The sequence below is a fragment of the Sporosarcina sp. G11-34 genome, assembly GCF_026931025.1.
Genome location: NZ_JAHNZW010000005.1, coordinates 218977 through 233010 on the forward strand (window position 1 = coordinate 218977; position 14034 = coordinate 233010).

Here is a 14034-nt window from a genome sequence, read left to right on the forward strand (position 1 = left end):
TCTTAACATCGTACAATTAGGGTAATTCATTGCAGCATGTAAACAAGTTATAATTAATTAAAATAATAACAAGTCAATCCTTTCCTGTTATTACCAATTCTTCATTTTGTTCAGTCCTGTATGTATGAAAATCAACTTCTTGTCCGTCTCCTCTAGTAACTACATCCGAATGCTTAAATACTTTAATCAGTGTTAAATAAAATATTTTAAGATCAAACATTAATGATACTTTGTTTACATACTCCAAATCAAGTTTGAATTTGTCTTCCCAATTTAAATTATTCCTACCCCTTACTTGCGCCCAACCGCTAATACCAGGCTTTAGTTTATGTCTACGCAGTTCTTCTACATTGTAATAAGGTAGATAAACTTTTGGTAAAGGTCTAGGTCCAATAAAGCTCATTTCGCCCTTTAGTATATTAATTAATTGAGGCAACTCATCGATACTTGTCTTTCTTAAAAACTTACCTACAGTTAGCATTCTCTCAGCATCACTTAATTTCATTCCATTTATTTCTTTTGTGGCAATCATACTTCGCAATTTATATACATAAAATACTTTATTGTCTTTTCCTACTCTTTCTGTCTTATATATAGGAGATGCTTTGGAATCCTCGCGTAGTATAAATAATATTGCGATTGCCATTATCGGTGAAGTAATTAATAGCATGGTAAATGCAAATAATCTATCTAGTACATATTTTAAATTAACATATTTTTTCATAGCAAGCACTATCCTATCATTTAATTGAACTTAGTAGTTATAGTATTAAATAGATTTCAAAAAAATCTAGTATTATAATGGTTTAATTTTTTTCTTGAATTCTCTAGCAGGATTCCCATAAACTTTTTGGTTAGATTCTAGGCCCTTTACAACATTTGTTGCCATACCGACAAAATTTAAATCTCCAATATTACTATAATTGTTAAATGTACTATTTATTCCAAAGAAATTACCATTTCCTATTATTGACGAACTTCCTACAACATTGTGCGCTGCAATAAAGTTATGAGAACCAATTTTAGTGTCATGGCCAATAAGACTATTTGAGTGAATAGTACAATGACTTCCTATCACACTATTTGGATTAATAACTGAATTAGCAAGGATTGCTGATCCTACTCCGATATTGGCAGACTTTGCTACCATTGCCGAATGGTGAATAAATGTGTAAAATTTATTGGGACTAATTCCAAGATTTTCCAGCCAATTAATTCTTTCTTGCATTACATCTGGTCTGTAAAGTTGATAAATAAACTTTACATCGCTATACGCTTCATATTTTTCTTTAACTTCATTAGTCTTACATAAAATTGGAAAGCCATTAACATTATCCCCTAGTGTTTCGTCATCAAAAGCATAACCTAAAAATTCAACACCACCATTTTTAATTTGGGTATCATAAATTTGTTCTCCGATGACGACTGCAGATCCTCTACCACCAATAATAATTACTTTGTCCATATATAATCCCCCCTGTTATTATTCTATAACTCATGTTCAACTCATATTTAATTAATTTTCTTCATATTAATTTTATTAAACCGTTCAAGTATTTTTTCTGCATTTTTAACTAGGGGTGGTCCCACAAATTTACCATTAATAATTGCTACTCCAGCACCTTTTTGCTCTGTTTCTGCAAATGCTTCAACCATTTTCACTGCTGATTCTACTTCTTCATCTGTTGGAGTATAATATTTATGTGCCAATTCAAGCTCTTTTGGATGTAGTATCATCATTCCTTCAAATCCTAGTTTTCTAGCAATTCGAATGTTTTTTTCTAGATCTTCTAAATCATGAACATTAATATGTACAGTATCGATTGGGACTACATTTTGACTTCTTGCCGCCATAGCAATTAGTGATCTTGCAGTGAAGATTGTAGAAGCAGTTTCATCATTAATACCTTGTAAATCTGTTAAATAATCTTCGTTTCCGAACGCTATGGCAATCACTCTATTTGAAGCTTTACATATTTCCTCTGCATGTAAAACAGCGGATGCAGTTTCTATAAGCGGAATGATTTTAAATTTCCCAATCTCATATCCTTTTTCATATTCAATGGCTTCCAACAGTTTGTCGAAAAAGTAAATATCTTCTCCAGTATATGCTTTAGGATACACAAAACCATCTACCCCATTTATAGAAAGTTCCAGGACATCTTTTAGAAGTTCACCACTTTCTCTGTCATTTACTCTTGGGAAAACTCCAAATCCAGCAAATCTGCCATCCATGACGTATTCCTTAATATTTTTTCTCGCTATTTCTTTATTTTGTTTAGGTTGAACCGAATCTTCTAAGTCCAATAATAAAATGTCCGCATCTGTTTTCAGGGCGCTTTCCAGTAGCTTATTATTATGAGCAGGTACAAACATCAAAGATCTCATTGGATGATTAATGCTCATTTAAAGTTCCCTCCACTTTTTTAATAAGTACCTTACGTCTAAACTTTAAAACTTCAGTATTTTGTTGATTGTAAGCAATTGTTTCTACATAGACAATTCCACGATCATTTTTTGATTTCGATTCTCTTGTCTCCAATACCTTTGTCTCTGCATATATAGTGTCCCCTATAAATACCGGTGATAAATGATTTACATTTTCGTACATCAAATTTGCTATCGCTTTTCCGCTAATATCAGGAACTGTCATGCCAACCGTTAGACTAAAAACTAACGTCCCAACCACTAATATTTCTCCATGTTGTTGCTTTGATGCGTAATCAAGATTTGTATGTACAGGATGATGATTCATTGTTAGCAAGGAAAAAAGATTATTATCACTTTCAAAAATAGTTTTTGATGTTTGATGTTTAATTACTTCTCCAACGATAAATTCCTCAAAGTATCTACCTAATTGTTTCATAATGTATTATCCCCCAATTCACAATTTGTTCAATTTTCTTTATATGCATTTTTTCATAAACTTTTCCTTCATAAAAGAATAAAGCATTCTTATCCTTGATATTCATTTTAAAGTAATCAAGAATTTCTTTATACTTCATTACTTCTTCAAACGAATAATAGGAATGGTTATTTAACATCTTCAATTGTAATGGATGAATCAAGAACTTTGATCTATAACCACAATTAAATCCATCATCGATTTCATTTCTAAATTCTTTTTCATTACTTATATTCATTGAAACTATATCAATTGGCTCTTTATTATATGCTTTTGCCAAAATCAATAAATTAATTCGAATAGTTTGTAGATATGGCAGGTCATTTTCAATTCCTGTATCCAAAGAAAAATCATGACTTCCTAATCCAAACCCATAAATCAAAGCATCAAACTTATTTATTATATCTTTAAGTTCGATCAAAGCTAACGAGTTTTCTATAAGCAAAATTAGCTTTGGGTGTTTATTATAGATCAATATCTGTTGAATTATTAATGTCAGCTCTTTTATACCTTTGAATTTCGGTATTATATAATTGTTAAATCCAAGACTGTGGGTTCCCTTTAGCACCTTTGTCAAAGCTGGAATTTCTGATGGTAACCGAATCCAATCGTTACTCCTTACCACAGTCATACTTAGCAAATCGATAGACAGGTCTATGTCCTCTTTCAAAATTGAGTCCTCGAAGTCAAAAATTCTATTGTTTATCCCGGGAAGTGTTTCACTCTTCAATATATATTGTTGCTTATTCGCAGGAACAAAAAAATAATTTTCAAACAATTTATCATCTCCAATTCAGATGTATCTGGAATTGCATTTATATCTATTTTCTATACAAAGGAAAAAATCCATTGTCTTCAGTTATACCCTTTTCGCTAACAAGCATTCTATATAAATCTTCATTGTGAATTTTCTTCCCAATATAAAAGTTTAACGGCTCTAATTGCGAAAACGATTTCTTAAATCTATATAGACCGTCTTCATTTCCAAAATAACCGCCCCCTAAATGAAAGGACTCCATTCCTTGTTTTCTTCCCCACTCCGCTATTTCATAGAGCAGTAAATTATTAGCCCCTAGAGATAAATGCTCTCTTAACGCACCCGAAAGATGATAGTGCATAAAATCCCCGTATGTGAAAATCAACGTTGCTGCAATGATTTTTTCTTCTACAAAAGCACCAAACATATGTATATTTGGATTTAATAATTCAAACGTTTCTTTAAAATAATTTTCATTAAAATAGTAGTAATCAGCTGCATCATTACGATTCATAGTAGAATGGTATATAGCTAAAAAATCCTTGATACTTTCATCTTTGTCGAGTTTTTTCACCTCTACTCCATTTCTAATTGCCTTACGAATCATATTTCGAGTCTTACCCGGAATTTCGGATAACAATTCCTCGCCTTGTTGTAACTTCATTTCAATAGTATTCCTAATATAAATTACATCTAAGTCTAAGTCCTTTTCTAAATTTTTTTCATTTCCAAGGACAGGGTGAAACCTAACAAATTCCGAAACAATATCATTTTTATTACAGTACTTATTAATTTCCATTCTAAATTTATAAAGCAGTTCTTTTTCTTCATTCAAGTAGGAAACTAAGGGTCCTCCATAGCCATAGGGAGTCGTAATATCATATAGCTCTTCGCCAGCTATGTTCTCTATCTTCCTTTTCACAACTGGATACGCCACTCTTCCATTTTCATCTTCATAGTAAAAAAGAATGGGTTCACCTAAGTCTATTAACAAAGAACTTGCAAAATATTCATAAGAGAAATAGACATCTTCATCCATAAAACTATTAATAATATTGTTCCATTGGGCATGATTTTCCCAACTTATAACCTTTAACATTCTTTCAACTCCAGTAATGATTTTTTATTACTTTTATCATACGATTCATATCTTTTTCAGTGTATCGCTGATCGCAAGGTAATGTCAGAATACTTCTGGATATATTAAGAATAGCATCTGTTGGCTCATATAACAATTCCTCTGGCAATGGCCAATGAATTGGAGGATAAATATTTGCTTGAATTAGTGAGTTTCTTAAACTATCCCTGTCATGTACCTTAATAGGGAATCCTAAGGGTACTTTATTATCATCTGGTCGACCATTAATTACTTCAACAGCTTGTAATTCTTTTAGTCCAGTATATAGAATCTTATAGTTTTCTTTACGAACTTCTAACATCGATTCAAAATTATAGTGGCTTATAATTTCTTTCGATATACTATCAATTTTTGAGGCCTCAATATTGCTTTTATCTAATATCATTTCTGCTTCGTTAAACAAATTAAGATATTCTGACTTTACGTGTTCATTTCCCTGCTCCTTCAAATAAAGACTTTTCAAAATGGCAGCATAGAATCTTTTTTGTACTAATTCAGAATTGATATTCGAAGTTTCAGGAATAACAAGATTGTGCATTTTTCCATTATAGAAATCTCTGATCAAGGCCCCACTTGGAAGACCCAGCCATTTTCTTATACTTGCGATCTGAAAATGTCCAATCGATTCTTTTATATCAAATAGACTGTGTGTTATATCCTCAATAATAATATTAGTGTCCCTGATATTATTAATATAGTTAAGTAATTCCTTTTCTTGTCTAACGTTAAAATAATCTAAGACAAATACTGCCCATCCAGGTTTAAGCTTACTTTCCATATCATTTATAATTACTTTGAAATCTTTGTCTATTTTGTAGAATTCATATGGTATATTAATTTCTTTTAATGGTTGTATAATACTCTCACATAAATAGTTCGGAAGTAGCACTCCTCTTATATGTTCCAGATCTTGAAGGTTTTCCAACAGAAATTTTATAGCTGTTCGACCATAGTTAAGTAGAATATCTTTGTCTTTATATATGAATACCTCTGAGTATAAAATTTTGTTATGGCTAATATGGAATTCACTACCTATTTCCATGAAATCCACTCCTAATAATTTTGTTAATAAATAGTTTATTACATAATATTAGCGGGTCAGCTGCATCAATCTCATTTCTAGATTATATATATCACTTGTTCCTTCTATCCAATTTTATTCCTCTTCTGAACAGCTTGGAGTGCAATATTCTCCCAACAAAACCGAATTTTCGATGTTCATCTGTGTCCCACATATTACTACATCTTATATTCAGTGATCAAACACGCATACTTTTCCATTATTTGAGTTTTACCAATAAATAGTTTCCCACTACCTATATAGATAGAATTTTTATATGATATCTATTCCTACACTTGCTAATAAACTCTGCTTGAAATTTGAATCTGTTTTCCTCATCAAGCCTCCATTATAACAAGATGTTATAATGGCTCTCAAGGATATAGCCACAGTTAGAAATAAGTTTAATCCAAGGACCATATATTATTTAAACCTAGGTTAAGGATTTTTTGATAATAGTCCATCTTTTCCAGACAATTAATTGTCCAGTATTCAAGTACTAAAGACAACCAGTGATAAATTTATTTTCACGCGATTAGAACCCTTATTTAACACTCCGGTAACAACCACTAGTTTTTTCTCAATTGTAAAAAAATTACCCATTTTTATTAACAAATAATTTATTTTCCACATAATTATGTATGCAAAACCCTTTTATATACTAATCTTTGGGCAATCTTAAAAGACTATCTGTTGATTATAGGGGGTAATTACTGTTTTAGATATAATCCTAATTATTTAAGTAAGAGTATGAGTATCCAGTGAATTCATAATTAAGGAACTAGCTTTAATACTTTTATTCTGTATTTGTTAATTTAGTTGATTCAATTAGGTTCAAAACTCTTTCACTTAATGCCATTGAATCGTATTTTTTAGAGAGATCAAGAGAGTTTTGGGATACTTCCATTAAAAATTCTTTATCAGATAAAAGTTTCTTTAAATACTCATATACCGACTTTTTATCCTTGTATTCAAATCCCTTCCCAGCATTATGTTCTTCGAGAACTTTCTTTTGCCAGCCACCATAATTAACCACAACAGGCAATCCCGCAGCTAGGAAATCAAAAAACTTATTAGCACTATTATTTTCCAAAACTGCTTCATCACTTACTATCATTAGTCCTACATCAGATGATTTTAAAACTCCAAAAACTTCACTTTTTTTCATTGAATCAATAATAAACACATTCTTTATATCTTCGTTTTCAATTTTGTTAATCAACTTTTGTTTTTCTTTTCCATTTCCGATTAGTAGGTAGACAATATCTTTATTATGATATGAAGATGCTAAATCAAGTATATATTCAAGCCCATTGACGTAGCCCATAGTTCCATGATGGACACAAACTAATTTTTTTTTAAAGTCATAATCAGTCAAGTCGGTAAGCTCTTTCTTGGGCGACTTTGCCATATCATCGCGAAAAGCCATATTTTCCACTATAGTTATTTTCTGCTTCGGAATTCCCTTTTGTAGTAATCTGTTTTTCATTCCAGAAGACAATACTACAATTCCTTCAGATTGATTATATATATATAGTTCTAGTCTATATAATAACTTTATTAATAACTTATTCTTAATAAAACCTAACTCTACAGGGACATCGGGCCACAAATCTCTAACTTCGAATATGAATTTTTTATTTTTTATTTTTTTCAATATTAATGCAGGTATTCCTATGGTTAGAGGGGTTGAAGTTGAATAGACTAAATCTATATCTTTCTCCTTCAACCCAATAAAGGTAGCTTTAATTAAATAATGAATAAAGGAATAAACCCTTTTACTAAAACCCATTTTTTGAGAATATTTGGTTCCGGTTCTTATTACATTAATTCCATCAATCGTTTCATTACCAATCCCACCACTGACAATAGTTACTTTATTGCCGTTTCTTACTAAATATTTAGCTAATTCATATGATCTTGTACCACCGCCATCTGTCGTAAAATACTGATGTAAATATAAAACTTTCAAAAAATCACTCCCTCTATAAACCATGAAGTATTATATTGGTTATCTAGTAATTATTAAACTATTTCTTCAATGGTAAATATCATTCTTATTAAAAATTTAATCAATAACAACAGGCTTACTTAAATCGTAATGGCTGCGGATCCAAGACTTTTTTCAAAGTCGAGTTCACAATGCGTGTGTAATTCAATTATTAGGTCAATATATCCGTCAACGTCTCGCAGAAATCAATATGCATAATAAATTCAGTTACTGCATACAAATTCTCAACTCACAAATACCGCCTAGTTTTTAGCAATTAACTTTCACACCAACTTATGCTTAGGGCAAGATGTAACTGGAACAATTCATTAAGCTTATGAAAAAGAAAACAATAGTTTATTACAATTTATTAAAAGCGACTCTTATTTTCCAACAAGTTCCCGCTATATATTCAAGGAGTATTCAAACGTTCGAGTTTACATATTTTCGTAGCATGTACCAGTGGTGGCGATAACCTGAATCTATTGCTACTAGCTTCACTAATTATATAAACTAATTTTAATATTTACTTTCTATTCATTCGGGTAAAGAAATAGTAAATAACCCGTATAAAAAGAAGAATAACCAGGGCGCGTGAGGTGAATATTTCTAAACTCCAAATAGCTATGCTTAGCACCAAAGATCGTTGTCATTTTGAGCCTAAGCAAACTTTCTATCTAAGCTTACAAGGATATATGTGAAAAAATATTGCTAAGATTTACTTGTCCAACAATCAAGACCAACTATAGCTATCTTTATACTTATAATCAGAATTAGTTGGATGGACTTTTTCTCGGGCTTTCAGCTGTTAAACCTCTCAAATTACGGCAACAACATATAGATAGGCTAATGGATACGATAGCTTATCATCTCCCGGAAGATTTCGGTTCCCCAGCCCACCACAGATTACAGCCAATGAAATTACCAGCCTCGCCATGTTTTTTACCACGGAATGACAACAAATGTACCAGTGAATGACAAGTAGTTTACCAGTCCCCACTTTAATTAATTGCTCAATGCTTGGGAGGCTATGTATACAGGATAGCCAATGGTTGGGGAGGGCCGCCGATACTTAAACTCACAACTTTACACCCAGTGGCCTGGCATGATAGCCTTGGCGGGACAAGCCAGCACGTGTTGCTGGTTTCCTGGCTTGGGACTCATCCCTGTGGAGGCTCGGCGCCAAGTTGTTAACCAGCACATATCGCTTTGTGATCATGCTTGTTAAAACCGTTATCTCCCCAGCTGGCAGGCCATCTCGGTTTACTGATACACGGGCTGCCGTTGCGTGGTAAATATCTTGGCGTTCAATGGTAAAATAGATGTCACAAGTGGTAAAATCGCGTGGCCGTAATCACACTACAATCGAACGCTTCCGTTCATGCTCGCCTATTCAAGCGTATTTGGGTAACTAATAATATGATAAAAGGTGTTTACTTACTCCTACACAGATTAAGCTTTAGCAATATACTACCGATGGATAAATTGAGTTAAGCAGATCCTGGAAAGCAACAAACTTCAAAAAAGATACATTTTCATCGTCAAAAGAATACTGTAAATGAAGAAATCGATTGCATTCTTGTTTAAAATGAATCAATAATTCGTGATTATCAAGCCATTGGACACAAATGGTTTTTTTCAAAGACAACAGCGAATTATTCCCACATATGGTAAGCACAAAAGCGTGAAACTTCTTGGACACTCAATTATGAAACGGGCTAAATCTCCCGTATAGGAAACAAGTGCTATGACGTAGTCGTTTTTCCTTCGTTCCTAAACGAGATTCTGCAAATGTATCTAGCTGGTAAGAGAGTTATGATACTTGAAAATGAACGAATTCATAATGCAATACTGATTCAGCCATTTCTCGAAGTTCACAAAAGATCATTTGGAACATGACTTCCCTTCTCCATACAGCCCTCAATTGAATCTAATGGAAGTGGTTAAAAATGGACTACTTCAACAATGATTTTTTCCAAGCGTAGGAAAAAACAAAAAGAACATAACTACGTTTTTGAATGAAGTGAATCGATATCTAGATATAATAATTGATAGACTGTGTTTCAGGATATAAAAAAGTTCATCTTAAAAAGTATTCCGCAACAATATTAGTTTTCATTCCAAGCAGATCAATTATAAAGTTTAATGCTTTATGCCGTTACTTATATCTCTTCCTAATGGCCCTAATACCATTAAGTACAACCCAAGTTCTTCCGCATGAAGACCACTTTACTTATTCAAATAACTTTTCAGCCTTAATTCTTTATGGCTTCTGCTAATACAGTATATTAACTGACATGCAAATTATAGTTCGTTATAATTTCCAAGTTCAGGTTCATATCCGCCATATTATTGAAGAAGTAAAAATAAAACTTTTTGGGGTTCTTTGTATTATTTCAAAAGTGATGTCTAGATTTGTTTAGTACTAATAGGAAAAAACTATACATTATAACCTTTAGTCGAACCTGTTTTTGTAAAATAAGTAAGTTATATCGTAGCAATTTTTATATTCTTTATACACATAATAATTTACAATATCAATTGAAAAATGCTCTCCAGTATTACGATATCTCTATTGACTTTTTTATAATCTTATATAGAACAAGGTATCTTAATTACAGAACCAAAGATATTCTGCGTTGCGACATATTTTTAATTGCTGAACACTGTTCTAATAGGCCTAGCGTTGTTTTTCAATCGTTAGCTCTTTAAATCTCCAATTCTTTTATACATGTTTATATAAATCCGAGAAATATCTTTCCAATTAAACTTTCTTGATGCTGCTATACATTCTTGCGATATCCGTTCATAATCATCTAGAATGTTATTAATATTGATATTCATTTCATTAATATCATTCGGGTCTGTTGAATATCCAACACTGCCTTCAGGAAAATAACCGTCAATACCTTCGTTTCGAGTGTAAATAACTGGAACTCCCCTTGACATACATTCGATATAAGATATCCCAAATGTCTCCTTATAAGATGGTAATATAAAAATATCGGATTGATCTACTAGTTCTATTAATTTTTCTGTTGAAACTTTCCCATGAAATTTTACCCTATCATACACTCCCATATTAGTTGCATAAGACATTAGCTTTTTTTTAAATGGTCCTTCACCTGCAACATTTAAATATACATCTTGTCCTTCTCGAACAAGTTTTTGGACTAACTTCAATACAGTAATTAGATTTTTATTCTTATCCAATGATCCAGTAAACAAAAGATGGAGTCCTTTCATAAAATCCTTCTTTACTTCAACTATTTCTGTTGTAAACCACTTATTATCAATACCATTTGGTATTATATGCGTTTTATTTTTTATTTGACTTACGACTTTGTCCGGTAAGAGACTAAAAGTCTTTTCTTTATATGCGGGCGAAATAAAAATAATGTTACTTGCATTTAATAACACTTCATGGGAAAAATCTCTATGATGAATTGCATATTTGTAAAAAGTATTGATATCAGTACTTCTTACATTTATTACATAGTTAATTCCGTATTTTTTCTTAAGAAGATAAGCAGTTCCCCCATCACTGAACAAGGTGTGGGCATGTATAACATTTGTTAATTGTAAGTCAGATACTTTCATTTCCACTCTTTTTTTTTGTTTTTTAACTTTTCCTTTATAAAAATAACGATCATACTTTTTTAATATTAAGTCGTAATAAAATTCAATATTATGCAATGATAAAAAATTACGATTTACAAGTTCTTTATCCCTAATAGGTATATAAATAGCTTGTGATATTTCATTCTTACTGATTTCAAAGAATAACTTTTCATATAGTTTATTTCCAATATAATATGTGCATAAATGTATGACTTTCATATATATCTATCACTTCCAATACCCATTTATAATCTCCACAAGTCAATAATCTCTGGTCTGCTATCTTTATCTAGTGCACTTTTAATATCCATGACTATTCCTTTACCGTGTTTCAAAAGTCGTTCAAATTGCGTCCATCCCGCTTCAATATATTCATTATGCGAAACAGCTAAAACAACTGCGTCTGCCGCAAGGAGCTCATCATATGGTGTTAAAGTAACGTCGTATTCGCGTACGGCCTCACCGGGGTCTGCATATGCATCAGTCACTTGGACATCTATCCCATACTCCTGTAATTCACGAATTATATCAATGACTCTCGAATTTCGTAAATCTGGAACATTCTCTTTAAACGTCAAACCAAGAACAGTTACTCTTGCACCCTGTACTGGCAAATTGTGTTTAATCAATTTCTTCACCAATGAAGTTGCGACAAATCGACCAATATCATCATTTATACGGCGGCCTGCTAATATGACTTCGGGATGATGACCTACCATTTCCGCTTTATGTGTCAAATAGTAAGGATCAACTCCGATACAGTGTCCACCGACTAATCCAGGCGTGAACTTCAAGAAATTCCATTTTGTTCCTGCAGCTTCTAAGACTTCAGCTGTATCAATGCCGACACGGTCAAAGATCAATGCAAGTTCATTCATAAGCGCGATATTCACATCACGTTGTGTATTCTCAATAACCTTTGCTGCTTCTGCCACTTTAATTGAACTAGCTTTATGTACACCTGCTGTAACAACACTCGCATATACATCTGCTATAATTTCCAACACTTCTGAAGTTTGACCAGAAACAACTTTCGTAATCGTCGTGAATGTGTGTACTTTATCTCCTGGATTAATACGTTCTGGAGAATACCCCACAAAGAAATCCTTTCCACATTCTAATCCCGAAGCTTTCTCAAGAACTGGAACACAATCATCTTCCGTTGCTCCAGGGTAAACAGTTGATTCGTACACAACAATTGCACCTTTTTGAAGATTTGCACCGACAGTTTCCGATGCTTTCAATAAAGGTGTCAAATCTGGTTGATTATGTGCATTAATTGGTGTTGGTACAGATACAATAATAAAATCTGCCTCTTTTAGCTTCGCACCCTCAGATGTGAATTCAATCTTCGCCTTTGCTAAATCCTTGGGTTCCACTTCATTCGTATAATCAATGCCGGATTTCAAAGTTTCAATACGGTTCTTATTAATATCGAATCCCACAACAGAATGTTTTTCCCCAAATGCTACCGCAACAGGTAGTCCTACGTATCCTAAACCGACAATCGCAATTTTTCTTTTCATCTCAACCATCCTCACAGTTTTATCTTGTAATAGTCAATATACCAATCAACGAACTTACCTACTCCGTCTTTAATCGAAGTTTCAGGGCGGAACTCAATGTCATTATAAAGATCCTCCACGTCTGCATATGTTGCAGGAACATCCCCGGCTTGAAGAGGCATAAAGTTCTTAATTGCCTTCTTACCAACTTTTTCTTCTATCGCTTCAATAAAGTCCATCAAATTAACAGGACTATTATTTCCGATATTGTAAACTTTATAAGGTGCATAGCTTGAACTAGGATTTGGACTCTTACCAGACCACTCAGGATTTGGTACGGCTTTTTTCTCCACTAGTCGACTAATTGCTTCAACAATATCATCCACAAAAGTAAAGTCGCGCATCATATCACCATTGTTATAAACATCGATTGGCTTGCCCTCTATAATGTTCTTCGTGAACTTGAATAGTGCCATATCCGGACGTCCCCAAGGACCATATACTGTAAAGAAACGAAGACCAGTGGTCGGAATATTGTATAGGCTACTATATGTATGAGCCATTAACTCATTCGCTTTTTTGGTAGCTGCATAGAGGCTTAAAGGATGATCGATGTTATCACTTGTAGAAAACGGCAAAGAAGTATTAGCTCCATAAACCGAACTTGATGAAGCATATATGAGTTGCTTAACTTTATTATGCCGACATGACTCTAGTATGTTCATGAAACCGACAATATTAGAATCAATGTAAGCATGTGGATTTTCAAGACTATACCGAACACCTGCTTGAGCGGCAAGGTTAATTACCACATCAGGTTTTTCTATTTCAAATATTCGATTGATTGCTTCATGTTTTTCAAGGCTTTCTTGATAAAAAATGAAGTCTTTACTATTTATTTCTTTTAAACGATTTTCTTTTAATGATACTTCATAGTAATTATTAAGATTATCAATACCTATTATACTATACCCTAATGAATAAAGTTTTTTTGCTAATTGTGAGCCTATGAAACCGGCAACACCTGTAATTAATATTTTCATTTTATCCTCCTAGTA

General features: G+C 32.7%; 11 protein-coding genes. All 11 read right to left on the minus strand.

Annotated features, from left to right (window positions below; all coding sequences use genetic code 11):
* Window positions 1-73: 73 nt before the first annotated feature.
* Window positions 74-724, minus strand: a complete 651-nt coding sequence (locus tag KSU66_RS09045; protein WP_269051114.1) for a sugar transferase — start codon at window positions 722-724, stop codon at window positions 74-76.
* Between the two features lie 72 nt (window positions 725-796).
* Complete coding sequence (locus KSU66_RS09050; protein WP_269051115.1) at window positions 797-1465, minus strand: hypothetical protein; 669 nt, start codon at window positions 1463-1465, stop codon at window positions 797-799.
* Between the two features lie 47 nt (window positions 1466-1512).
* Complete coding sequence (locus tag KSU66_RS09055; RefSeq protein ID WP_269051116.1) at window positions 1513-2406, minus strand: HpcH/HpaI aldolase/citrate lyase family protein; 894 nt, start codon at window positions 2404-2406, stop codon at window positions 1513-1515.
* A complete protein-coding gene (locus tag KSU66_RS09060) occupies window positions 2396-2866 on the minus strand; it encodes a MaoC family dehydratase (RefSeq protein ID WP_269051117.1) in 471 nt (156 codons plus the stop codon). The genes KSU66_RS09055 and KSU66_RS09060 overlap by 11 nt, the downstream gene beginning before the upstream one ends.
* On the minus strand, window positions 2850-3683 hold the full coding sequence (locus KSU66_RS09065; RefSeq protein WP_269051118.1) for an aldolase/citrate lyase family protein: 834 nt from the start codon (window positions 3681-3683) through the stop codon (window positions 2850-2852). The genes KSU66_RS09060 and KSU66_RS09065 overlap by 17 nt, the downstream gene beginning before the upstream one ends.
* Window positions 3684-3726: 43 nt before the next feature.
* Window positions 3727-4761: a lipid II:glycine glycyltransferase FemX gene (locus KSU66_RS09070; RefSeq protein WP_269051119.1), complete on the minus strand. Its 1035-nt coding sequence runs from the start codon at window positions 4759-4761 to the stop codon at window positions 3727-3729.
* Between the two features lie 4 nt (window positions 4762-4765).
* Complete coding sequence (locus tag KSU66_RS09075) at window positions 4766-5842, minus strand: DegT/DnrJ/EryC1/StrS family aminotransferase (RefSeq protein WP_269051120.1); 1077 nt, start codon at window positions 5840-5842, stop codon at window positions 4766-4768.
* Between the two features lie 814 nt (window positions 5843-6656).
* Window positions 6657-7832 (minus strand): glycosyltransferase family 4 protein, encoded by a 1176-nt coding sequence (locus tag KSU66_RS09080; RefSeq protein WP_269051121.1) that lies wholly within the window; start codon window positions 7830-7832, stop codon window positions 6657-6659.
* 2718 nt (window positions 7833-10550) lie between these two features.
* Complete coding sequence (locus tag KSU66_RS09085; protein WP_269051122.1) at window positions 10551-11690, minus strand: glycosyltransferase family 4 protein; 1140 nt, start codon at window positions 11688-11690, stop codon at window positions 10551-10553.
* A 26-nt stretch (window positions 11691-11716) separates the two neighbouring features.
* A complete protein-coding gene (locus KSU66_RS09090) occupies window positions 11717-12997 on the minus strand; it encodes a nucleotide sugar dehydrogenase (RefSeq protein WP_269051123.1) in 1281 nt (426 codons plus the stop codon).
* 11 nt (window positions 12998-13008) lie between these two features.
* Entirely contained in the window at window positions 13009-14019 is a 1011-nt protein-coding gene (locus tag KSU66_RS09095) for an NAD-dependent epimerase (protein ID WP_269051124.1), read from the minus strand.
* Window positions 14020-14034: the final 15 nt, after the last annotated feature.